Origin of the sequence: Oceaniglobus trochenteri (genome assembly GCF_020529025.1) — a bacterium.
Taxonomy (GTDB): domain Bacteria; phylum Pseudomonadota; class Alphaproteobacteria; order Rhodobacterales; family Rhodobacteraceae; genus Oceaniglobus; species Oceaniglobus trochenteri.
Map to the genome: position 1 here is coordinate 577996 of NZ_JACNMM010000003.1, position 21726 is coordinate 599721.

Sequence of the window (21726 nt, forward strand, 5' to 3'; positions counted from 1 at the left end):
CTCACGATCCCAAACCCATCGTCACCTGCACGGGCAGGGCCGGGGCTGCGGGCGGGGGCATGTCGTCGTCACTGCGCGGCATCTTGAGCGTGACGGATTTGCGCTGAAAGGCGGCGATGGCAGCGGCGCGGTACAGATCGTCAGTCGCCGTGCCCTTGCGGGTGATGTAAATGGTCATGGTGTTTCTCCTTGGTCCATGGTGCAGACGCCCGCGCGGGGCGGCTGGCGATGGATCAGGTGGTGGTTGCCGGGTTGGCGTCGATGATCTGCAAAACAAGCGCTAGGTTACGGTCAGCCCAAGACAAGGCGTCGCTGTCCATCTGCGCCACCCACTTGAGGCCCGCTTCGGAATTCCACTTTCGCCACTTGTCTATGGCGTGGCGCTGGCACCCGATTTGCAGATCGCTGGCAGTGTAGCCGATAGGCCACTTGTCGATCTGCATGGTGCGGACTTCCCGCATGTTGCCCATGCAAAGCAGGTCGGCATCGCAAAGGTCGGCACCGCGAAGGTTGGCACCGCGCAGGTTGGCATCGCAAAGGTCGGCACCGCGAAGGTTGGCACCGCGCAGGTTGGCATCGCACAGGTCGGCATCATTTCTCAAAGCCCATTTGACGGCGAGGCCGCGCTTCACGCTATCCGGCGCAGAGGGGGCGCAGTCGATTACTGCCGCGAACTGCACAGCGCCGGTCCACCGGTTGCGGATTTCGTACTGCATTCTCGTCTCCCTCTCTGACGCTGTGCGCCGTTGGTCCAAACCGCCCCGTCCTTGCGCTGGAACAAACTCGGTCCAGATTTTCGCGCTATCGTCTGATACGCTGCGGTGGCCGGGGTGGCCGTCTGATGATGAAGTTATCCACCAATGGTGGACACGTCAAGCATGAATCCACGTTTGGTGGAAGATAATTCTCAGCCAGCGAGAACGCGCTTGCGCCATCAGGCCGAGGTTCTATCTTTGTGCCGGGCGATTAGGGGAATGAAATGAAGGAAGTTGACGAACGATTAGACCGCATGATCGAGGTAGCCGAACAGGAAGGGCTAACCCTGGATCATGTCATCAAGCACATGGGTAGGTGCAGTCAGAGCGCCTTCAAGGCTTTCTCGGACAAGCCGTCAACCCTGCCACGATAGATAAAGTCGAGCGTTAGCCCGTACCTGTCCATCAGCACTTCTGCGGCATCCACGGTGATACGTCGAACGCCGGTTTCCCAGTTGTTGTACTGGGTGGGGTTGAAGCCGTTCTTCTCGGCCCAAGCCTTTTGGCTTAGGTCTGAAAATGCCATGCGGATTGCCGCAAGGCGCTGGCCGATCTCGGAATAATTAGGGCGGTCTGTCATGCCCTGATAATCCACCATCGGTCGGTATCGCGGCAAACCACCAATTGTGGTATTGACTGTGTCCACCATTGGTGGATATGGTGATTGCATGGTCACAACTCAGAATATCGCGGACGCCGTGGGGCGGTCCAAAATGGCAGAGGCCCTGAATGTCGGTCCGACTGCCATCAGCAATGCTGTCGTCGGGAAGAGGTTCCCGCCGTCTTGGTTCGTCGTAATGCAGCGTCTCTGCGCTGAGGCGTCCATTGACTGCCCTCCTGAATTGTTCGGCATGAAATCCACCGATGGTGTAAGACATGCGAACACTGCGGCGCGGGTTCAAGGGCAAGCCTCTGAAAAGGTTAACGCCCAATGACCGCCACAGCCCTATACCGCCACTATGACGCCGATGGGGCGCTTCTGTATGTGGGGGTGACATGTGACCCCTGCCGCAGGATCGCTCAACACGAGTCGGGGTCGAGTTGGTACACGCAGGTCGCATCTGTCGAGGTGCAGTGGTTCGACGCCCGCGAAATCGCCATAGCCGCAGAGCGGTATTGGATCAGCGAACATAACCCGGTCCACAACAAGAACCACAAAACGGCGCCGGTCTCTGACCATGGTTTCTTGTGCGCCGAAATCGCGGCATTCGCTGCCGAGGTTGTGGACTTCGGGAAAAGGCACGGCCTCAAGCCTTCCACCATCATGCAGAACGCCTGTCTTAACGGCAAATCTTGGAACGCCATAGTGTCGGGGAAAGACCTGACAATGGGCACTGCAAGCCGGGCAAGGTCTTGGATGAGAGAGCGTGACCGCGAAGAGCGCGCCGCCGGAAAGGCAGGCGCAGCATGACCCCGGCCCGCGAAGCCCTCGCATTCCGCGTCTGGCAGCACTGCGACCCTATCGGGTTGGATTGCACCATGACCGAGGCCGCAACAGCCATCGGCGCAAGCTGGCAATCCGTGCGCGGCGTCTGCGCGTCCAAAAACTGGACCCACCGCTTTCGCAGCACCAAGCGCAGTTCATCCCCGCTGATATCGTCCGCCGGGTTTGGCCTGTGCGGGCTGGAAGGGTTGGGGGCGGGGGCATGAGCAAAATTTCACTTTTAACAAAGGAGACGACCAAATGAATGAAGGAAACAGCCATTTTCTAATGGCAGTTGGCAGGATCGACGGCGGCTTGCCTGTCGAGATTGCGGATCAACAATTGCGCGACGTGATCGCAGCAGTTCAGCGCACGGGAAAAAAAGGAACTGTGACGGTCACGCTGGAAGTCGCGCCGAACGGAGAACTTGGTTTTGCAGCGTCGGCCAAGGTGACGGCGAAAGCGCCGCAAATCAGCTTTGGGCAATCCTTCTTCTTCATGGGGCGCGATGGCGATCTGACACGCCAGGCGCCGGAAATGACGCAACTCGGTCTGATGGGAGAGAAAACGAATGGTTGATTTGACAGAATTCCAAGCCGCGCTGGCGGCTCACACGGCGAATGGCATCGCCTTCACGCCTGCTGGCCAAGGCCAGTTCGCGGCGATCCCAGAGGGCTACAGCGTCGAGTCCTTGGAGAAATACCAAGAGACGCCAGACCGCCACCGGGCGAATCACAAGTTCGTCGCCGTGGCGGCGCTGGCAGAATATCTGAACCGATTTTCAACTGAATGGACAATGGTTTCGGCGGACTACGCGGGCGCGAAGATCGCGGCGGTGATCGACGGCGACGCGCCGGGGGTGCCGTCTCATAAGGAGCATCTGGCCCGCTTCGAGGCCCAGCTTTCCGACAAGGTAAAAGCGTGGATGAGCATTTGCGGAAAGCCTCTGGCACAGGTGCAGTTCGGCCTGTTTCTCGAAGATCGCGCCGTCGATGTTGTGTTTCCTGACGCCGCCGACGTGATGGAAATGGTCATGAAATTTGATGCCACCAAAAAGGTGTCGTTCAAATCTAGCACCCGCCTACACGATGGTTCCCGGCAATTCCAATATGTCGAGGACAACGACGTTCGCGGGGGTGTGACCCTGCCGGATCATTTCGTCATATTCGCGCCGGTCTATCGGGGCATGGAGCCGCAAAAGATCAAATTCATGATCCGATACCGGATCGAGGATGGTTCGCTGCGGTTTCAGGTCGAGATGCACGACAAGGATGAAGTGCTTCGTGAGGCTTTCGAGCGGTGCGTTGACGTGCTGAAAGCCGATCTCAAGATCAATTTGCCGATCTACGTGGTGGGGTGAATCTGTGACACACACCCATTCGCGGCATTGGTTCGCTTCTTCTCCACTCCCGGCCTGTACGGGTCAGGCTTGCCGCGATGCAACCCCCGAAAACTCGGGCGGCGGTAAGTCCCGTCGCCCGCTTTTCGGGGGTGGTGCATGACTGACCCACACGCAGAGGCAAAGGCCGCGACACTCATGACCCCCGAGGAATGCGACGGCTGGATCAACGCATGTCGTGAGCGTGGCGATGAAGAAAAGGCTCAACTTGGGCTGACGCGAAAGATGGAAATTCTGCGCGCCAAGAGGGCGGTGCCGGGGCGGAACGGGAAGCGCCGAGAATTGCCGCATGGCTAGGTGGAAGCCACCCCAGAAGGCAAAGCGCGATGCCAATGAGCCTGACGTGTTCGCCACGTTGCGCGCCTTCGGTCTGGACGTGGAAGCGACCGACAAGCCGCTTGATGCGCTGGTCGGGTTCCAGGGCCGCACATACTGCATCGAAGTCAAGGACGGCCCGAAAGCCCCGCTCACGGATTTTCAGGTGGCGTTCTTTGGCCGGTGGCGCGGTCACGCTGCGATTATCCGCGATGTGGCCGAGGCCGAGGCATTCGCGAAAGCGGTTCGCGGGGGAGCGATATGACCACCAAACCCTTGCAAAACAAGGCGAATTGTGCCAAAAACGAAGCGGGGCCGAAGGCGCTACCAACGCCGACGACCCCTGATCGCAATCCAAGCTACTACCCAAGGATCACGACTTTGAATCAACATAATGACCGCGCGGAGTCCGCGCAACGGGAACAACCCGAGAACTGGCAATCGCTTGGCGACCTCGCCCGCAAGCTGGCTGAAAATGCCGGGGGTGTGGCATGAGTGCCGCCGCCGTCAAATGGGCCATTGCTCAAAATCTGCCCCAGACCGAGAAGGCCGTTTTACTTTCGCTCGCCCGCGCCCATTCCCCTCGCTGGGGGCGCAGCGACATTTCCCAGCAGAAGATCGCGGATGAGGTCGGAGTAACTCGCGAAACGGTGAACCGGCGTATCGTTTCGCTGGCCAGCAAGGGCCTTATTTCGGTCGTCACCGAGCCTCGTAAGAAGGGCCAGTGGGATCGCAGATTGTACATTCTCGCCCCTCTGGAAGGCGGGATAAAGGCCCCCCAAAAGAGCCGCAACCGTGTGACGCAGGATCACACGGCACCGTGTGACTCTCACCAAACACGGCACCGTGTGACGCAGGATCACACTTCGCGCGCGGATAAGAGATCGCGCGCGCGCGGTTTAACCTTCTCCGACCTGAAACTTGTTTCTGGCGGTGCGTCATGAATGATCTGTTCCACCAGTTCGAAGCCGAAGCAGCCCTGTCCAAGAAGAAGGACTTGAGAGGGTATCAGGCCGCTGGCATCCAAGGCATCCGTCAATCTCTTGGAAAGGGCAATAAGCGGGTAGTTTTCCAACTGGCGACCGGTGGCGGTAAGACGCTGTGCGCCGCGCATATGGTTGAAGGCGCCCTGGCCAAAGGCAACCGGGTTATCTTCGCGGTCCCTGCGATCAGCCTTGTTGACCAGACCGTTTCGGCGTTCGAGCGCGAGGGCATTCGTGACATTGGCGTGATCCAGGCGGACCACGCCCGTACTGACCCGCTGGCAAGGGTACAGGTGGCATCCATCCAGACCCTTATCCGGCGTGACGTACCCGAAGCCGCGCTGGTGATCGTGGACGAGGCGCATATCCAGTACAAGGCGATGGTGGACCTGATCAGGGACACCCCCGACGCCGTGTTCATCGGGCTTTCGGCAACGCCTTGGACAAAGGGCATGGGTCTTGTTTGGGATGATCTGGTGATCGGTGCGACGACCGCCGATCTGATCAAGGCAGGTTTTCTATCACAGTTCACCGCGTATGCCCCGCATGTGCCGGACCTTTCGGGCGTTAAGATCGCCCGTGGCGAGTACGTTGAAGCCGCGCTGGCCGAGGCGATGGGCGATGCGAAGATCATGGCCGGGGTTGTCGAGACATGGCTTGAAAAGGGTCAGGACCGCCCGACGCTGGCCTTCGGGGTGAACTGTGCGCATGCGCAGGCGATGATGGGCGACTTCCAGCGGGCCGGTATCTCCGCCGCCTATGTGGATGCCTACACCGACGCCATCGAACGCAGGCTGATCAACCGTCGCTTCATTGAAGGCGAAATTCGGGTGATCTGTTCCGTTCGCACCATGACGACCGGCGTTGACCTGCCTGTGTCCTGTGTGATCGACGCCGCCCCGACGCAATCGGAAATGCTTCATGTCCAGCGGTGGGGGCGCGGCCTGCGGGTGAACCCCGGAACGGAGGATTGCCTGTTTCTGGATCATGCCGGGAATGCCCTGCGCCTCGGTCTGCCAACCGACATTCACCATGAGAAGTTGGACCGGACGAAGCCGGGGGACAAGAAGCCCGTCGAGCGGGCCGAAAAGCTGCCGAAGGAATGCACCGCCTGCGCCACGCTGTTCACTGGAAAGGTCTGCCCGTGCTGCGGTGAAGAACGGAAAGCACCGCCGGGCATTGAGCATGCCGAAGGCGAACTTGCGATGATTGAAGGCAAGGTGAAGGTCGCCACCAAAGAGGAAAAGCAGCGGTTCTATTCCATGGCGATTTGGCTGGCGGGTGATCGCGGTTACAAGATCGGCTGGGCGGCGAACAAGTACCGCGAACGGTTCGGGGTGTGGCCGAGGGGCCTTGAGGACGTGGCGATGCCCGCTGACCGAGCCTTCCTGAACTATGAGAAATCCCGCCGCATTGCATGGGTGAAAGCCAAGCAGAAGGCCGAAGAAAGCGGGGTGACGGCATGACGTACCATCGCCCGACGAACGAGGCCGCGAATGGCAAGTGGCGCGGCATCCTTTTGGAACTCGGTGTGCCTGAAACCTTCCTGCATGATCGCCTCGGGCCTTGCCCGTTTTGCGGTGGGAAAGACCGGTTCCGGTTCGATAACAAGGATGGCAGCGGATCGTTCTATTGCAACCAGTGCGAGCCGGGCAGGGGAATGACCTTTGTTGAGCGGTTCCTTGGCCTTGATTTCCGGGATGCCGCCGCGCGGGTTGATGCGATCCTGGGCAACCACAAGGTCGGCACGGATGCGCCGCCCAAGCCTGCGCTGACCGACGAGGACCGCCGGGCCATGTTGAACAACCTCTGGCGGGCAAGCAGCGTGGTGCAGCCTGACGATTTGGCGGGCCGGTATCTTGCGGCGCGGGGGCTTGGCGAATTGGCCTATCCCAAGGCGCTGCGGTTCGGTGCGGCGGTGCGCGACGGGGAGGGCGGTGTTCGCCCCTGCATGCTGGCTATGGTCACGGGGCCTGACGGCAAGCCTGTGACGGTTCACCGGACGTTCATTCGCCCTGATGGCAAGGCAAAGGCTGAAATGGCGTCGGCAAGGAAGCTGATGCCGGGGGCAATCCCTGACGGTTCGGCGGTTCGGCTTTCCGAATTCACCACGGGAACGCTTGGCATCGCCGAGGGGATCGAAACGGCGCTGGCCGCGTCGGTGATCTTCTGCGTTCCGGTTTGGGCCGCGATCAACAGCGCCATGCTTGCCAAGTGGCAACCGCCCGAAGGCTGCGACGAAGTGGCGATTTTTGGGGACAACGACCCGAAGCACGGCGGGCATGCGGCGGCTTACGCGCTGTCGCACCGCCTGCGGGTCAAGGGGATTTCAACGACGATCAGCATTCCACCCGTGGAGGGGGAAGACTGGCTGGATGATTACACAAAGGGAAAATCGAATGGTTAAGCGACTGATGGCGAAGACGGGCCAATACCAGAAAGACGGCGAAACGAAGAACCGGTACACCGAGGTCGGTGTAATCATGAGCAACCAGAACGGTGAATATGCCCTTCTTGACCCCTCGGTGAACCTTGCGGGGGTTCTGTTGCAGCAGCAGGCCCTTGCCGCTGAAACCGGTGGTCGGTCGGGTGATCGGGTCATGGTTTCCATCTTCGAAAATGACCGTTCGGGCGGTGGGCAGCAGCGCCAACAGCGGCCCGCGCAATCGTCCTACGGCAGCGGCGGGCGCCCGTCTGACGATATGGGGGATGACATACCTTTCGCTTTCGAGGCACGGATATGACCCCGCACATGGAGGAAGCCCTCGCAAAGGCCATGGCGGTATCGGCTGGGCAGACCCTCGCCCGGTTCGAACAGGAGTTCCCCGGCATGTTCAATCAGGCGACGGTTGACGCATCCAAGCGGCGCGGCGGGCGCAAGCCGACTGGCCTGACGGTCGCGGTGGCGAAGGCGCTGACGGGGCAATGGTCCGGCTCGGTGAAAATCGGCCGGCGGGCGGGCGTGGACCCGCAAGCGGTCAACAAGTGCCTCCTCAACATGGTTGGCACTGGCGCGGCTGAGCGTCTGTCTATCGACGGCAGGCAGGCATCGCTGTTTCGCCGTGGCCCGAGGTGGGCGGAGAAGATGGCGGAGTGGACGGCATGACACAGAACACCAGCAGCGCGGTGATGCAGCAGCGCAGTGAGCCGCACGACAGCCTAGATGATTTTCCGACGCCCCCGTGGGCCACCCGCGCGCTGTGCGAGTGGATCGTAGATCAAGGATACCGGACCGGGGAAATGACATGCCGCGAACCCGCCGCAAACCGTGGTCACATGGTAAAGCCGCTTCGTGGATATTTCCGGGAGGTGGTGGGGTCGGATATCCACGATTACGGCGCGGGGTTCCCGGTGCAGGATTACCTTTCCGAACCCTCTGACGTTGTCCATTGGACCATCACGAACCCGCCTTTCCGTCTGGCGAAGGAGTTTATTGTTCAGGCCCGCGACTCTAGCCGCCACGGGGTTGCAATGATTGTTCGCAGCGCGTTTCTTGAGGGGATCGGGCGTTACCGCGATTTGTTCAGCGTCACGCCGCCCACCGACATTCTGCAGTTTTCCGAACGCGTGGTGATGCACAGGGGGTGCCTGTCTGCGAAGGGTAGCACAGCCACGGCCTATTGCTGGCTGATCTGGCAAAAAAATAACCGCACCGGGCAGACGCGTTTCGACTGGATACCGCCATGCCGCAAGCGGCTGGAACGCCCGGAGGATTACGCATGACGTACCGCGAGCGCATAGCGGACTGGATCAGTGGGGGCGCGCTGAGCCGGGCGCGGGCTGAGCGCAACAGCTTCGCCCTCTTGGCAGTATCGAAGGAGCGCAGCGAGGCCCGTTCGTTCATCCTCGGAGACAAGCTTCGCCAGATCGCCGCCATGGAAACAGCGAGCGCAAACGGAACCGTTCGACGCATGGCTAAGGCCGCAAGGGAGGCGCTGAAATGACCTCATACGACGAACTATCCTTCCGCTTGGTCCGGGCCATCATGCGGGGCAAGTACAGCATCGTGAGCCTTGAGTGCGCGGCGAAGGCGCTTGGCGTCCTGCCGCCTGACATGCGCAACACCACCCCAGAAGAGAACCCCAAAGATGAGGGCCAAGATTATGTTTCGTGAAGAGAACGCCGTTATCGCGTGGATGGTGATCTTCGGGTTGGCATTTTTCGCAATGCTCTTCGGCGGAATTTCATTGTCGGAAAAGCGAGCAAGCGCGGCGCGGTCTGAGTGCATTGCGTCCGGCGCATCGTGGGTGTCGGGCGACTGCCTGCGGCTTCAGGCGCCGGTCAACCAGGAGTGAGCATGACCACCACCAACGACGACTGGAAGGGCGAGGCCGCTATCCGTGGCATGAAGCCCGCAGAGCGCAAGGCGTGGGCGTTTGTGACGGTGCGCAGGGGTAGGGGCGACGACACCCCCGAGACGGCCCCAGAGGCCACCACAGGGCAGCACAGAGGGGATGCGGGGCATGACTGACACTTACGCGATCAACACGACGCGAGGCAGGGAGTTCGAGGTTGAAGCCGAGATCATCGCCATGGGCCTCAAGCCGTGGGTGCCGAGGTTGCTGGCCAGCCGCTACATCAAGGAGAAGCGGGAAGCCGTATGGTATGACCGTGCCTATGTTCCCAAGCTGATGTTCTGCGTCATTCCCGCGATCTACTGGCGCGACGTGTTCAATCTCAAGCACGTTATTGGCAAGCCGCTCGCCTTGCGCCAGCGCGATATTGACGGTGTGCCAGCCTACCAGCGCAACCATGGCGACATGGCCAAGGTGCCAGCGGTTCCGGGTCTGCGGCAGTTCAAGGAAGCGGTAGAGGCCGAGTATGCCGACGCCGCCCGACGCAGGGACAACAGCGAATACCAGTGCCAGTATCTGCCGGGGCAGGCGTTGCAGCTTCTGGATGGACCGTTTGCAGGGTTCGACGCGACGTTCCAGGCGGCGGTCAAGAAAGCCCACGACGACTACGCCAAGTTGCGGGTTGAGGTTCATGTTTTCGGGCGCCCGACCACGCTCAACGTCGACCCGGATAAGGTTGCAATCAGGTAGTTGCGCGGTTTTGAAAGGGGTGCTACGATGCAGGCATCGCTGGTTCCCGGAAGTTCGGCTTCTGGCGGCGGTCGTAACCCCGCAGTCGGGATGGCTCAAGGCCTCCGATTTACACAGCGGGGTGCTTTTGCAATTCCATTATCCCGTACATCGGGCATTGTCTGACAGGCGGGGAAAGACCCGCACCAAATTCCGCCCCGCCATTTGTCGTTGCATCTGGACCGGGGCAGATAGGCCAGCAGCCCGCCGATCCTAACCCGATCACACAGCGGGCGCTGGCTGCATTCATACCAAGCGGCACTCCTTGGCGGGCGTCCTGACAGGCCCGTAAAATCCACATGCGCGAAAGCGTCAACCTCGGGCCGCGTGGCATTTCCTACGGGGAATGTGGGTGCCTGTCGGGGAAACGAAAAAAATCAAAGGATATCAATATGGCGACTGGACGCGGCGGAAAGCGCCCCGGTGCCGGTCGCCCGAAGGGTAGCCGGTCAGCGGCGACGAAGCAGGAGCAGGCAACGATCAGCGAACTGGCAAAGGCTTATGGTGAGAAGGCCATTAAGAGCTTAGCGCAGATCGCTATGAGCGGGGAAAGCGAAGCGGCGCGCGTCAGTGCCGCCAACGCCCTTCTGGATCGTGGGTATGGGAAGCCGGTGCAGGGCATGGACCTGACCAGCAGCGACGGCAGCATGACGCCGCAGATTATCACACGGCGCGTTATCGATCCGAAGGATGGAGATTGAGATTGCGACCCCCCGATGGGCGCTGCCGTTGCAGGCAGACAAGACGCCATCGGGGGGAATTGTCCGGTACAAGGGTGTATGGGGTGGCCGGGCGAGCGGTAAGTCCCACGAAATGGCGGGTATGGTGGTTGAGGCTATGGTGGCCGATCCCGATTGCAGCGTCGTTTGCATCCGAGAAATCCAGAAAAGCCTTGCTCTATCCGCAAAGAAGCTGATCGAAGCCAAAATCCGGGAATTCGGCGTCGGCCATCTGTTCGATGTGCTGAAAACCGAAATCCGCCGGATCGGCGGGAACGGCATGTGCATCTTTGTCGGGATGCAGGACCACACCGCCGATAGCGTGAAGTCGCTGGAAGGTTTCAACATTGCATGGGTTGAGGAAGCGCAAAGCCTTTCGCAGCGCAGCCTTGATCTGCTGATACCTACAATCCGGGCCGAGGGGTCGCAAATCTGGGCGAGCTGGAACCCCCGCAGGCGCTCCGATCCGATTGAGCGTCTGTTGCGCAGCGCCAAGGGGCCGCGCGCCGATGCCATCGTGGTGCGGGCGAACTACACCGATAACCCGTTTTTACCGGGGCCGATGAAGCGTACGGCAGAGGACGCCAAGGAAAACGACCCGGAAGGCTACCCGCACACATGGCTGGGCGAGTACGAAAGTGTAGGGTCGAAGGTTGTTATTCCGGCGGCTTGGGTAAAATCGGCCATCGGCATAGCTGCGAAGTTGGACATTGAGGTAACCGGCAGGAAATACGCGGCCCTGGACGTGGCGGGCGGCGAAGATGGAGGCGATGAAAACGCCCTCGCGATCCGCAAGGGTATCTCGCTGTTGAGCGTCACGCCATGGAACGGGCTGGACACCGCGATAACGACACAGAAGGCAACCCGCTTGGCGGCTGCGCAGGGGGTCAGGGAGGCCTATTACGATAGTGTGGGGGTGGGTGAAGGCGTCACGGGCGAATGGGCATCCATGGGGCGCCGTAGCGAGCAGCCGGATGGCTTCAAATGGCACCCGTGGTCGGGCGGCGCTTCAGTTCTTGACCCTGATGGACGCATTGAGCCGAACAACCCGCAAAGCCCGCTGAACAAGGATCAGTACCAGAACCTCAAGGCACAGGCGTGGTTTTCGCTGCGAAAGCGGTTTGAGAACAGCCACAAGGCCGCGCGGGGAAAGCCTTATGATCCTGAAATGATGATCGACTTGCCCGCCGATTTGCCGAACCTAGCGCAGATCGAAGAAGAACTGACGCAGCCGCAGCACAAGACCAGCGGCACCGGAAAAACGATGGTGGATAAGCAGCCTGACGGCGCGCGATCCCCCAACCTGGCCGATGCGATCAACATGGCGTTTTTCCCGTGCATGGCCGCGACCCTAACGTATACAGGCGCTATCTGATGGCAAAACCGCACTTTCGCCTCACAACTGACGGCCTCACCAACCTTGTTTCAGGCATGGGAACGTCCCGTGACAAGGGGTGGCAGGCGCAATACACGATGCCTCTGGATGACCCGGCGCAGTTTCTTGCCGCCTACAAGGCGTCCCGGATGATCGCGCGGGCCATCGACCTGCCCGCAGAGGACGCTTGCCGGGAGTGGCGGGAGTGGCAAGCGGAAGCGACTGCCATCACCAAGATCGAAGCTGAAGAGTCCCGGCTGGATGTTCGCGGAAAGGTTTTTGAGGCACGGCGACTTGCCCGGTTGTTCGGGGGCGCGGCAATCCTGATCGGGACGGGCGAAAAGAATCTCTTGGCTCCCCTGAACCCCGCGCACCTCGGGGTGGGCGGGGTGAAGTACCTTACCATCCTTGCGCGTCATTCTCTGTCTGCTGGGGCGTATGACGACGATGTAACCTCGCCGGGGTATGGCGGGCCGAGTGTTTGGTCGGTCAATACCAAAACATCGGGAAGTTTGCAGATCCATCCTTCGCGGCTGGTCATCATGCACGGCACAGCGCCGTTGGCCGACAACGCCGGGTACGACGCGCAGAACGGCTGGGGCGGCTCTGTACTGCCCGGTATGCTGGACGCACTGCGCCGGGTGGATGAGGGGGCGGCGAACGTCAATACGCTGCTCTATGAGGCCAAGGTTGACGTGGTCAAGGTCAAAGACCTGATGCAGAACCTGCAACAGCGCGGCCAGGCATACGAGGCAGAGGTTTTGCGCCGTCTCACGTTGGCTGGCGCGGCCAAGGGCATCAACGGGATGCTCCTGCTTGATGCAATGGAGGAATATCAGCAGAAATCTGCCAGCTTCGGCGGGTTGCCGGATGTTCTGGACCGGTTCATGCAGCTTGCCAGCGCTGCTGTCGGTATCCCGATGACCATGTTCTTCATGCAGTCGCCGGGGGGCCTGAACGCGACCGGAGAGAGCGACGTTCGCAATTACTACGACAGGATCAAGGTGCAGCAAACGTTGCACATGCAGCCCGCCATGGCGGTCTTGGACGAATGCCTGATCCGTTCGGCGCTTGGCGACCGCCCCGACGATCTGCATTACACTTGGCGACCGCTTTGGCAGCCCACGGCCAAGGAGCGGGCCGAGGTTGGAAAGATCAGCGCCGATACAATGAAGACCGCGCTGGAAATGGACGCGGTTTCGACCGAGGCGGCTGGTTCAGCGCTGGTCAATGCCCTTACCGAGAGCGGCGCGTTCCCTGGATTGGAAGGCTACGCCGAAGAATTTCCGGCCGATGGCGGGGCTGACGACATGGGGCCTGGCGGTGATGAATTGCCAGTCGCCGACGCTGCGCCGCGCACCCTCTACGTTCATCGCAAAGTACTGAACGCCAAGGAGATCATCCGGTGGGCCAAAGTGCAGGGGTTCAAGACGACGCTGCCCGCGCACGACATGCATGTCACCATCGCGTACAGTCGCGCCGCCGTGGACTGGATGGCAGCCGGTGAAAGCTGGCAGCCCAAGGTTGAGGTCGCGCCCGGTGGTGCGAGGCTGATGGAGAAGTTCGGCGAGGCTCGCGTACTCCTGTTCGCCAGCGATGAACTGCGGTGGCGCCACGAGCGGATCAAGGAGGCCGGGGCGACATGGGATCATCCCGAATATCAGCCTCATATCACGATCAGCTATGACCCTGACGCACCGGATTTGGCGGAAGTCGAGCCATACCAAGGGCCGATCATTTTGGGGCCGGAGGTGTTCCAGGAGGTCAACGAGGATTGGGATGAGGGGATCGAGGAAACATGACCGAAATCAACTTCACCGACAATGCGCCGATTACCGGGATGCGCCAGACCGCCGATGGCTACCTGGTGGGCGAGGTGCGGTGCGCGCGAACGGGGTGCCAGTCGTACCTGGGTAGCGAGTTGGGATTGATGGACCGGGCAACTGTGACCGTCTATCGCCCCGAATCCGCCGTGTTTCATAAGGACAGTCTCGCCACTTTCGCGGGCAAGCCGGTGACCATTGGCCACCCGTCCGAGCAGGTGACCGCCGATAACTGGCGCAACCATGCGGTGGGCGATATCGGCGATGAAATCGCCCGTGATGGCGAATTCGTCAAGGTGCCGTTCCGCCTGATGGACGCAGCGGCGATCACGGCGGTGCAGGACGGCGCCCGAGAGGTTTCGATGGGGTACACCACCCCGATCACCATGCAGGACGGCGTGGCGCCGGACGGGACGCCCTATCAGGCGGTTCAGTCCGGGCCGATCCGCATCAATCACATGGCTATCGTGAGTAAGGCTCGCGGTGGCGATCAGCTTCGCATCGGTGACGGTGCGCATGACGGCGGGAAAGACCGCGCGCGATGGGGCGCTTCCCCGATCACCGACCGAAAGGACGTTATCATGGCAGATGCCATCAACACGCGCACGGTCCTGATCGACGGGCTTTCCGTCGTGACGACTGACGCAGGTGCGCAGGCACTGGAAAAGCTGCAAGGGCAGATCACCGACGCCGCCAAGGCGATGACCGATGCCGAGGCGAAACACGCCAAGGAAATCGCAGCCAAGGACGCCGCCATCGCCAAGGCCGAGGCCGAACGCGATGAGGCGAAGGGCGAGGTCATGTCCGATGCCGATCTTGACAAGCGGGTGGCCGAACGCGCCGACCTGATCGGCAAGGCGAAATCCATCGTGGCTGACGTGAAGACCGATGGCATTGCCGACGCCGCGATCCGCAAGGCCGTTGTCGTGGCCAAGCTGGGCGATACCATGGCCGACAAGTCCGAGGCCTATATCGACGCCCGGTTCGACATCCTGGCCGAGGATGCCGACAAGGCCGACCCCTTCGCGGACGGCATGAAGGGCGGCTTGAAGCCCGCGATTGGCGCGAACGTGGCAGATGAGGCCTACGCCGCGAACCTGACCTACATGCAAGCCGCCTATCGTGGCGCGCTTGCCACCGCAAAGGAGGCCTGATCCATGGCTGTGCAATCCACATATCTCGACAACATGCCGGTGGCTTTTGAAGGCATGATCGCGAACACCGAACCCAACGTGCTGATCAGCCGTGAAGTTCAAACCGCTGCCATTGGCTTTGGCAAGGCCGTGAAGCAGGGAACCGCCGACAAGCAGGTCATTGCCGCCAGCGCTGCCGCCGATGTGGTGCGCGGCATCACCGTGCGCGACCAATCGACCACCGACGATGAATTCGCCGTTGCTGACAGCGCCCTGGTCATGACCAAGGGCGTCATCTGGGTCACGGCGTTTGATACCGTTGTGGCCGGTGCGGCGGTCTACATGCGTGTCGCCGGGGGTTCCGGGAAATTCACCGACACCTCCACCGACAACCTCGCCATTCCCGGCGCAATCTTCGAGACCAGCGGCGCCGCCGACGAACTGGTCGCGATCCGTCTGGGCTAAGGAGGCCCCAAAAGATGACCATGCACACGCAATTCAACGATGCCATGCAGGCGTCGCTGGGGTTTGCCCAGAAGCAGACCTCGCACATCGAGGCGGGCGTTTATGCGCTGCGCTACCCGGAACTCAACTATGCCGAACTGGTCCCGGTGGATACGTCCGCTGGCGAGTGGGCGAAGTCCGTCACCTACTATTCGATGGACGGCGCGGGCAAGGCTGGCTGGATCAACGGCAATGGCAAAGATATTCCCGTCGTCGGCGCCAGCATGAACCAGCACGAGACGGCGGTCTATACTGCCGGGATCGGCTACAGCTACGGCTATGAGGAAATCAACCAGGCCCGGCTGTTGGGTGTGGCCCTCGACAGCACCAAGGCCGGGCTGGCCCGCCGTGCCTATGAGCAGATGGTGTACGAGATTGCGCTGAACGGCGACACCACCAAGGGCTTCGAAGGCCTTTATGCCTATACCGGGGTTCCTGCCGCGTCGGTTGCCGCAGACGGCACCGGATCGGCGACGGCGTGGTCCACCAAAACGCCCGACCAGATCATTCGCGACGTGAACGCGCTGCTGACTGGCATCGTGACCACGACCAAGGAAACCGAACTGGCCGACACGCTGATCTTGCCGACTGAGCGCTTCAACTACATCGCGTCCACCCGGTTGACCGACACCGGCCTGACCATCCTGGAATTCATCCAGAAAGCGAACGTCTACACGGCGCAAACCGGCCAGCCGCTGATGATCCGGGGCAAGCGCGGCCTGCTGACCAAGGGTGCGGGCGGCACCGCCCGGATGATCGCCTATCGCCGTTCGCCCGAGGTGCTGAAGCTGCACCTCCCGATGCCGCACCGCTTCCTGCCGGTGCAGATGGAAGGGCTGCAATTCACCATCCCCGGCGTGTTCCGCCTGGGTGGTGTGGATGTGCGCCTACCCAAGGCGATCAGCTATGGTGATGGCCTGTAAATCATAGCTATAGCATTGATTGTGTGAAAAGAAATGGGGGCCGAATGTGCGTCAACACACCGGTCCCCTAACCAACCTGATCGTGAAAGGATCGAGGAATGGCTGACGTTCGTATTAGACGAAATTTCACACGTGAGGAAGCGGGCAAACTGCTCTCGTACAATCCTGACACCGGCATTCTGCGGTGGCGGATTGAAACCAACGCTCACGGCAGAAAGATTCATCCCGGCGATATAGCTGGTACAGACAAGGATGGGTACAACCAGATTAAGATATTCGGACGCGTTTATCGCGCCCATCATCTGGCGTGGCTATTCATGACCGGGGAATGGCCCGCGGCAGGGATGGACATGGACCATATCAACCGAGATCGCGGTGATAATCGCTGGGCAAACCTTCGCATGGCGACGCGCAGTCAAAACAACATTAACGGCTCTCCGAGCAAAGCAAATAAGTCGGGATGCAAGGGCGTCTCAATGACGAAAGCAACCGGCAAGTGGCACGCTCGCATTGAAAAGGACGGCAAAGTCCACCTTCTCGGAAACTTCACCGATCTGGGCGATGCAATCGCAGCACGTAAAGCGGCTGAACTTAAGATGTTCGCCGATTACTCGACGCACACAAAAGGATAACCATCATGCAACTGACCAACACGACAAAAAGCGATCTTGGCCTTGACCCGGAAACCATCGTCCCGGCCATGGGTACGCTTGAGATCAGCAACGACGCCCTGACCCGCCACAAGGCGAACCCGATCATCAAGCATTGGCTTGTGTCAGGCGATCTGGTCGAGGACGGCGCTGTTGAAGATGACACCGACCGCAACGCCGCCATCCGCGCCGCTGTTGCTGGCCTGTCGAGCGATGATTTCACCAAGGCGGGAAAGCCGAAGGTCGAGGCGGTCAACCTGTTGATGCCCGAGGGCATGGAGAAAGTCACCGCTGACGAGATCGACGCGGCAACGGCGGGCTGATGTACGGCAACATCGACGACTGGCGCGCCTATGCCACGGCGCGGGGGAACAGCGCTCCGGCGGATGCGTCGGGCGCTGACGCTACCGCCGCGCTGACGCGGGCCAGCGACTATATCCGCACCCGGTATGTGCTGCGCATGGGCGATGTTGACGAGGCCGACCCGGCGATTGTCGAGGCAACCTATATCGCAGCCGGTTACGAACTTGCGACTCCGGGCTTTTGGTCCAAGACGTTCACCGGTTCGCAGGCCAAGGTACTCACGAAAGTGGATGCGATCCAGTGGACGCCGGTTGACAGCGGCGTCCGTGGCGTGGATGGAATGCTGCCCATGTCGCCCGCCATCGATGCCTTGCTGATGCCGTTGACCCGTTGGGGTATGCCTGCGGTGTACGTGGTATGAGTGCCGCCGAGATTGCAGCCGATGTTCTGGCCGGGTTGCAAGAGGCCGGTTCGGAGACTGGCGACGGAACCCCCGCGATGGCAGTCATCATCCGGGCGGGTACGCCAACCGGGCCAAGTTACAACCAGTCGCCGGGAACACCTTCGGAGCATTCATGCACTGTGGTCTATAGCCGATGGGATGCCCGCCAGATCGACGGAACGCTGATCAAGGCTGACGATCAGAGGTTGCTTGTGGGGGTGCCTGACCTTGCCATTGTGCCGCAGGTTGGTGACAGGTTTCGCGGGGCGGATGGTGTAGAGCGGGAAATCGTGCCGCCGCTTTCGCATGTTTCGCCCGGCGGTGGTGCAGTGCTCTACGTCTTGAATGTGAGGGGGTGACGGATGCCACGCGACACCCGCCGCGCCTTTGCCGAGGCCGTCAAGAAAATGGAGCCGCAGGTGCGCCGGGCCTTCTTGCAAGCCATCGCTGATGTGCGGTCGGTTTCGCAGTATCGGCTGGTTGAGGCAGCAATCGAGCGCGGCGATATTCAGGGTATCATGGAGGCGCTGCGCCTTGGCCCGGAGTTCTTCGCGCCGCTTGATCAATCCATAGACGAGGCATTCAGGGCGGGGGCAACGTATCAGTTGAGTACGCTCCCAAAGCGCATCCCCACAAGCGGGGGCGGGCCGCTGATCGTGAGGTTTCAAGGCCGCTTGCCGAGGGTCGAGGCATTCCTTCGCCGTCTGGGCGCGGATCTGATAACGGAGATCCTTGACGATCAGCGCACAGTGATTGCCGAGGCGGTTCGCTATGGCGCCGAACGGGGGCAGGGGGCTGACACAACGGCGCGTGACCTGATCGGCAGGCCCGGTTCCACTGGAAAGCGTCGAGGCGGCCTTGTGGGGCTGCACAGCGACCAGGCGAGGGCAGTGAGCAGCGCGCGGGATGAACTGGCGCAGGGCGATCCGAACTACTTCACCCGCAAACGCAGGGACCGGCGCTTTGATGGCACGGTCAAGCGGGCGATCCGAGATGGAAAGCCGCTCACCAAGGCCGACATTGACCGGATCGCGGGGCGGTATTCCGACCGGCTGTTGCAACTGCGCGGCGACCGGATCGCGAGGACCGAGACGGTGAAGGCGATGAACGCGGGACGGCTGGAAGGGATGCAGCAGCTTGTGGACAGCGGGCAGGTGCCAGCGGATGCCATCGTGAAGAAATGGGACGCGACCGGCGATGCCCGCACCCGGAACAGCCATATGGCGATGGAGGGTCAGACGACCGGGATTGACGGCGTGTTCCTCAGCCCGACCGGCGCGCGGATGCGCCACCCTGGCGATACCTCGCTGGGCGCGGGAGGTGCCGACACCATAAATTGCCGCTGCTACATGCCGATCCGCGTTGACTGGCTGAGCATGGCGGTATGACCAAGTATCGCGCCGCCGATATGGCGAAATGGACAGCCAAGGCAAAGAGGAACGTCGCCCTCGTGGTGAAGCAGTCCATTCAGGACGTGAGCGAGATCGCGCAGACGCCTAAAGCCAAGGGCGGCCGCCTTCCCGTCGATAAGGGCTTCCTTCGCAACAGCTATTCGTCGGGCCTGAACGGCAGCACCAGCTTGACCGGTCCTGCCGCCTATGTCGCGACCGTGGCGGGTATGGAGATGGGTGACACCTTCAGCGCGGGCTGGACCGTCGCCTATGCGCGGCGCGTCCACTCCGGTTTCGTCGGCACCGACAGCCGTGGGCGGACCTTCAATCAGCAGGGGGCGTTCTTCATGGAAGAGGCGCTAATGCAGTGGCAGGCGATCAACGACCGGAACGCAGCAAAGATAGCGGGAGATTGACATGAGCAACCCCGCCGTCATGGTTGCCGTTCGCGCCCATATGGCCGCTATCACCGGCCTGCCGTCTATCGTCTGGCCGAACGAGGAAATCCGGGTGCAGCCGCCGTTCCTGATCTGGGATGATGGCCCGACCGTGGGGCGCCCGATCACGATTGACGGCGAAGAGCGGTTCGAGTTTCGCCCGCAGGTTTCGCTGATGGTCCAGCCGGGTTCGTTCACGGCGACTGGCGATGCCATCCTGCGGGATATCGCGCAGGCGTTCAAATGGAACACCAAGATCACCAGCGGCGGGGCATTTGTCGCCTACTGCCTGCAAACCCCGACCGCCGACAACGGGCGCCCTGATGGCGGCTATTTCCGGCGCGACATGACGCTGCGCATAGCGTCTGACCAGCAAATCTAAGGCCCGGACAGGCCGACGATCCACCCGCCCCGGCGGGCCTTTCACCATGCAAAAAAGGAGGCCGATATGGCTGTAACCCACCAGAACGGGAAGTTCTATCTTTGCACGACCCCCCAACCAGACATTCTGGACCAGTCGGAGTTCGAGGGCCTGACATGGGTCGAGGTGCCGAATGTGGTTGAAGCGCCATCGTTCCAGATCACCGACAACATGCTGACGGAAAACTACCTGTCCAGCGACATTGCCGAAAAGCAGAAGGGCTATCGTTCGATTGACGACAGCACCCTCGTGATCGGCCTGAAAACAGGCGTCATGGGCCACACCAACCTTGTCACGGCGGCGCGGACAAGGAGCGTCTATGCTATCAAGTACGTGCTTGACGACGCGCTGAACGAAACCGGCACTGGCACCACGTTCTACGCCCGTGCAGTGATCGGCGGCGGCGGCCCCAACGGCGGCGGCGGCGAGGAATTCGTGCGCAAGACGTTCAACCTGGGCATGACCGAGCAATTCCCAATTGAAGTCGCTGCGACGGCGGGTGCCTGATGGCGATTGCTGATCTGGTCCAGTATGAGCGGGAATTTCCCCTCAAGCTGAAGCGCCCCGATACTCGCAAGGAGATTGGCGTGACCTTCATGGTGCGCCACATCGACTGCCAAGCCGCAACCGAGGTTGGCGACCGTGGCCGCGCAACCGCTGTCCTGGGCGAAAGCGGCGGATCGACGGCGTGGGATCGCCAACTCGAAACCATCGCGGCATGTGTCTGCGGCTGGGATTGGGGCGATCAGGAATTCGAGGAGGGCAAGGGCGCCCCGGAGTATAGCCCCGAAGCCGTCTTGCGCGTCTTGCGTCACCCGAGTGCCAAATGGATCGTCGTCCAGGTTGTCGAAGCGACAGGCAAGATCGGAAATTTTACCAACAACTGACGGCGGACCTATGCGCTGCCGTCAGGCATGAAGTCAGGTATCACACAAGAGACCACAACGGCCACACGAGGGCAGACCGAAACGCCATGGCCGGGCATCCTGTGCCTGATCTGGTTGTCCCGCCTGATGGCGTTGCCCTGTGGTCGATCTTCTGGAAGGTCAGCGCGTATCGTGTCGAGCGAAGCCGGGTTCAGCCGGGCGTGATCCATGAATGGTTGCGGATGCACGGAAAGCGGATCGCAACCATTGAAGTGCCGGTGATCGAGGCCATGGACGCGCAGTTTCTCGCCACCTTGGCCGAGGAAATCGGCTTCAACGAGGAACGCAGGAAGGCCAGCAAGGGGCGCTAGTTATCCCACCGCATCGTGAACACGCTTTCAAGGGCGTGTTTCGTTACCGACAGCAGAGTTCGGTTGTGAAGTTTCCCGATGCCGGTGCACTCATAGAGTGAAAATTCCGCTCTGTAGATGAGGCCCAAACGCCGCTTCTGGCGGTCCTCTATCTCCGAACGCTTTCCGGTGACCCAATTCACGAAGCCCGGAGCCATCCAATCTGCGGATCGGGCGGCAATATCTTCTATCTCGTCAGATCGTTGCGAAGCGCTGCATTTATCGTCTTTGGCAAGAGCCTCGACATATTGCTTGGTGGCGTCGGCATGAAGTTCGGCGGCGTTTCGAAGCTGCGCGCCTGCCGGGGTCACGGTCAGCAGAAAAATGACAACCAATGCGCGCATTCGTTTTCCTTTGCGTCTCAACTTAG

Annotated in this window: 37 protein-coding genes; 33 read left to right on the forward strand and 4 right to left on the reverse strand. The window is 61.0% G+C overall.

Translation table 11 applies throughout. The features are described 5' to 3' along the window. Position 1: 1 nt before the first annotated feature. From H7828_RS07140 to H7828_RS07150, 3 genes are all read right to left on the reverse strand, one after another. Positions 2-178: a hypothetical protein gene (locus H7828_RS07140; protein WP_226780313.1), complete on the reverse strand. Its 177-nt coding sequence runs from the start codon at positions 176-178 to the stop codon at positions 2-4. 55 nt (positions 179-233) lie between these two features. Further along, on the reverse strand, positions 234-716 hold the full coding sequence (locus H7828_RS22825) for a pentapeptide repeat-containing protein (protein WP_281070699.1): 483 nt from the start codon (positions 714-716) through the stop codon (positions 234-236). A 361-nt stretch (positions 717-1077) separates the two neighbouring features. Next, the gene (locus H7828_RS07150; protein ID WP_226780314.1) at positions 1078-1425 is read right to left on the reverse strand and encodes a helix-turn-helix domain-containing protein; all 348 of its coding nucleotides are present in this window, start codon (positions 1423-1425) and stop codon (positions 1078-1080) included. A 261-nt stretch (positions 1426-1686) separates the two neighbouring features. Between H7828_RS07150 and H7828_RS07155 the strand changes: the two genes are divergently transcribed. The 33 genes from H7828_RS07155 to H7828_RS07315 all read left to right on the forward strand — a co-directional run bounded on the left by H7828_RS07155 (position 1687) and on the right by H7828_RS07315 (position 21317). Next, positions 1687-2166 (forward strand): GIY-YIG nuclease family protein, encoded by a 480-nt coding sequence (locus tag H7828_RS07155; protein ID WP_226780315.1) that lies wholly within the window; start codon positions 1687-1689, stop codon positions 2164-2166. Between the two features lie 68 nt (positions 2167-2234). After that, positions 2235-2405 carry a hypothetical protein gene (locus H7828_RS07160; protein ID WP_226780316.1) on the forward strand — a complete coding sequence of 57 codons (171 nt, stop codon included), beginning with the start codon at positions 2235-2237 and terminating at the stop codon, positions 2403-2405. A 34-nt stretch (positions 2406-2439) separates the two neighbouring features. Then, the gene (locus H7828_RS07165; protein ID WP_226780317.1) at positions 2440-2757 is read left to right on the forward strand and encodes a hypothetical protein; all 318 of its coding nucleotides are present in this window, start codon (positions 2440-2442) and stop codon (positions 2755-2757) included. Then, positions 2750-3538 (forward strand): DUF2303 family protein, encoded by a 789-nt coding sequence (locus tag H7828_RS07170; protein ID WP_226780318.1) that lies wholly within the window; start codon positions 2750-2752, stop codon positions 3536-3538. Before H7828_RS07165 ends, H7828_RS07170 begins: the two co-directional genes overlap by 8 nt. 382 nt (positions 3539-3920) lie before the next feature. Beyond that, positions 3921-4157 (forward strand): hypothetical protein, encoded by a 237-nt coding sequence (locus H7828_RS07175; RefSeq protein WP_226780319.1) that lies wholly within the window; start codon positions 3921-3923, stop codon positions 4155-4157. Then, on the forward strand, positions 4154-4387 hold the full coding sequence (locus H7828_RS07180; protein ID WP_226780320.1) for a hypothetical protein: 234 nt from the start codon (positions 4154-4156) through the stop codon (positions 4385-4387). Before H7828_RS07175 ends, H7828_RS07180 begins: the two co-directional genes overlap by 4 nt. Beyond that, positions 4384-4836 carry a helix-turn-helix domain-containing protein gene (locus tag H7828_RS07185; protein WP_226780321.1) on the forward strand — a complete coding sequence of 151 codons (453 nt, stop codon included), beginning with the start codon at positions 4384-4386 and terminating at the stop codon, positions 4834-4836. Before H7828_RS07180 ends, H7828_RS07185 begins: the two co-directional genes overlap by 4 nt. Then, a complete protein-coding gene (locus tag H7828_RS07190) occupies positions 4833-6341 on the forward strand; it encodes a DEAD/DEAH box helicase (protein ID WP_226780322.1) in 1509 nt (502 codons plus the stop codon). Before H7828_RS07185 ends, H7828_RS07190 begins: the two co-directional genes overlap by 4 nt. Then, positions 6338-7282, forward strand: coding sequence for a DUF7146 domain-containing protein (locus H7828_RS07195; protein WP_226780323.1), 945 nt, complete (start codon positions 6338-6340; stop codon positions 7280-7282). Before H7828_RS07190 ends, H7828_RS07195 begins: the two co-directional genes overlap by 4 nt. Further along, entirely contained in the window at positions 7275-7619 is a 345-nt protein-coding gene (locus tag H7828_RS07200; RefSeq protein ID WP_226780324.1) for a hypothetical protein, read from the forward strand. Before H7828_RS07195 ends, H7828_RS07200 begins: the two co-directional genes overlap by 8 nt. Positions 7620-7627: 8 nt before the next feature. Next, complete coding sequence (locus H7828_RS07205) at positions 7628-7981, forward strand: hypothetical protein (protein ID WP_226780325.1); 354 nt, start codon at positions 7628-7630, stop codon at positions 7979-7981. Continuing rightward, a complete protein-coding gene (locus H7828_RS07210) occupies positions 7978-8598 on the forward strand; it encodes a hypothetical protein (protein ID WP_226780326.1) in 621 nt (206 codons plus the stop codon). The genes H7828_RS07205 and H7828_RS07210 overlap by 4 nt, the downstream gene beginning before the upstream one ends. Further along, positions 8595-8819, forward strand: a complete 225-nt coding sequence (locus H7828_RS07215; RefSeq protein WP_226780327.1) for a hypothetical protein — start codon at positions 8595-8597, stop codon at positions 8817-8819. Before H7828_RS07210 ends, H7828_RS07215 begins: the two co-directional genes overlap by 4 nt. Continuing rightward, a complete protein-coding gene (locus tag H7828_RS07220) occupies positions 8816-8989 on the forward strand; it encodes a hypothetical protein (protein WP_226780328.1) in 174 nt (57 codons plus the stop codon). Before H7828_RS07215 ends, H7828_RS07220 begins: the two co-directional genes overlap by 4 nt. Further along, positions 8964-9170 carry a hypothetical protein gene (locus tag H7828_RS07225; protein ID WP_226780329.1) on the forward strand — a complete coding sequence of 69 codons (207 nt, stop codon included), beginning with the start codon at positions 8964-8966 and terminating at the stop codon, positions 9168-9170. The genes H7828_RS07220 and H7828_RS07225 overlap by 26 nt, the downstream gene beginning before the upstream one ends. A 2-nt stretch (positions 9171-9172) precedes the next feature. Continuing rightward, positions 9173-9346, forward strand: a complete 174-nt coding sequence (locus H7828_RS07230) for a hypothetical protein (protein ID WP_226780330.1) — start codon at positions 9173-9175, stop codon at positions 9344-9346. Beyond that, positions 9339-9920, forward strand: a complete 582-nt coding sequence (locus H7828_RS07235) for a KOW domain-containing RNA-binding protein (protein WP_226780331.1) — start codon at positions 9339-9341, stop codon at positions 9918-9920. Before H7828_RS07230 ends, H7828_RS07235 begins: the two co-directional genes overlap by 8 nt. A 338-nt stretch (positions 9921-10258) precedes the next feature. Further along, positions 10259-10660: a hypothetical protein gene (locus H7828_RS07240; protein WP_226780332.1), complete on the forward strand. Its 402-nt coding sequence runs from the start codon at positions 10259-10261 to the stop codon at positions 10658-10660. Continuing rightward, entirely contained in the window at positions 10650-12053 is a 1404-nt protein-coding gene (locus H7828_RS07245; protein WP_226780333.1) for a PBSX family phage terminase large subunit, read from the forward strand. Before H7828_RS07240 ends, H7828_RS07245 begins: the two co-directional genes overlap by 11 nt. Then, positions 12053-13855 (forward strand): anti-CBASS protein Acb1 family protein, encoded by a 1803-nt coding sequence (locus H7828_RS07250; protein ID WP_226780334.1) that lies wholly within the window; start codon positions 12053-12055, stop codon positions 13853-13855. The genes H7828_RS07245 and H7828_RS07250 overlap by 1 nt, the downstream gene beginning before the upstream one ends. Then, a complete protein-coding gene (locus tag H7828_RS07255) occupies positions 13852-15030 on the forward strand; it encodes a DUF2213 domain-containing protein (protein WP_226780335.1) in 1179 nt (392 codons plus the stop codon). The genes H7828_RS07250 and H7828_RS07255 overlap by 4 nt, the downstream gene beginning before the upstream one ends. Positions 15031-15033: 3 nt before the next feature. Next, the gene (locus tag H7828_RS07260; protein ID WP_226780336.1) at positions 15034-15474 is read left to right on the forward strand and encodes a structural cement protein Gp24; all 441 of its coding nucleotides are present in this window, start codon (positions 15034-15036) and stop codon (positions 15472-15474) included. Positions 15475-15488: 14 nt separating this feature from the next. Beyond that, on the forward strand, positions 15489-16436 hold the full coding sequence (locus tag H7828_RS07265) for a DUF2184 domain-containing protein (RefSeq protein ID WP_226780337.1): 948 nt from the start codon (positions 15489-15491) through the stop codon (positions 16434-16436). A gap of 98 nt (positions 16437-16534) precedes the next feature. After that, the gene (locus H7828_RS07270; RefSeq protein ID WP_226780338.1) at positions 16535-17068 is read left to right on the forward strand and encodes an HNH endonuclease signature motif containing protein; all 534 of its coding nucleotides are present in this window, start codon (positions 16535-16537) and stop codon (positions 17066-17068) included. Positions 17069-17073: 5 nt separating this feature from the next. After that, positions 17074-17409 (forward strand): hypothetical protein, encoded by a 336-nt coding sequence (locus H7828_RS07275; RefSeq protein ID WP_226780339.1) that lies wholly within the window; start codon positions 17074-17076, stop codon positions 17407-17409. Continuing rightward, positions 17409-17810 carry a hypothetical protein gene (locus tag H7828_RS07280; protein ID WP_226780340.1) on the forward strand — a complete coding sequence of 134 codons (402 nt, stop codon included), beginning with the start codon at positions 17409-17411 and terminating at the stop codon, positions 17808-17810. Before H7828_RS07275 ends, H7828_RS07280 begins: the two co-directional genes overlap by 1 nt. Further along, on the forward strand, positions 17807-18190 hold the full coding sequence (locus tag H7828_RS07285) for a hypothetical protein (RefSeq protein ID WP_226780341.1): 384 nt from the start codon (positions 17807-17809) through the stop codon (positions 18188-18190). Before H7828_RS07280 ends, H7828_RS07285 begins: the two co-directional genes overlap by 4 nt. Positions 18191-18193: 3 nt before the next feature. Continuing rightward, positions 18194-19219 carry a phage minor head protein gene (locus tag H7828_RS07290; RefSeq protein ID WP_226780342.1) on the forward strand — a complete coding sequence of 342 codons (1026 nt, stop codon included), beginning with the start codon at positions 18194-18196 and terminating at the stop codon, positions 19217-19219. Next, complete coding sequence (locus H7828_RS07295) at positions 19216-19638, forward strand: hypothetical protein (protein ID WP_226780343.1); 423 nt, start codon at positions 19216-19218, stop codon at positions 19636-19638. Before H7828_RS07290 ends, H7828_RS07295 begins: the two co-directional genes overlap by 4 nt. Before the next feature lies 1 nt (position 19639). Beyond that, positions 19640-20041 (forward strand): DUF4128 domain-containing protein, encoded by a 402-nt coding sequence (locus H7828_RS07300; protein WP_226780344.1) that lies wholly within the window; start codon positions 19640-19642, stop codon positions 20039-20041. Positions 20042-20107: 66 nt separating this feature from the next. Further along, positions 20108-20587, forward strand: a complete 480-nt coding sequence (locus H7828_RS07305) for a hypothetical protein (protein WP_226780345.1) — start codon at positions 20108-20110, stop codon at positions 20585-20587. Next, the gene (locus H7828_RS07310; RefSeq protein WP_226780346.1) at positions 20587-20967 is read left to right on the forward strand and encodes a hypothetical protein; all 381 of its coding nucleotides are present in this window, start codon (positions 20587-20589) and stop codon (positions 20965-20967) included. The genes H7828_RS07305 and H7828_RS07310 overlap by 1 nt, the downstream gene beginning before the upstream one ends. An 86-nt stretch (positions 20968-21053) precedes the next feature. Next, a complete protein-coding gene (locus tag H7828_RS07315; RefSeq protein WP_226780347.1) occupies positions 21054-21317 on the forward strand; it encodes a hypothetical protein in 264 nt (87 codons plus the stop codon). Here the strand turns inward: H7828_RS07315 and H7828_RS07320 are convergent. Then, entirely contained in the window at positions 21314-21700 is a 387-nt protein-coding gene (locus H7828_RS07320; protein WP_226780348.1) for a hypothetical protein, read from the reverse strand. The two genes, H7828_RS07315 and H7828_RS07320, sit on opposite strands and share 4 nt — an antisense overlap. Between the last annotated feature and the right edge of the window lie 26 nt (positions 21701-21726).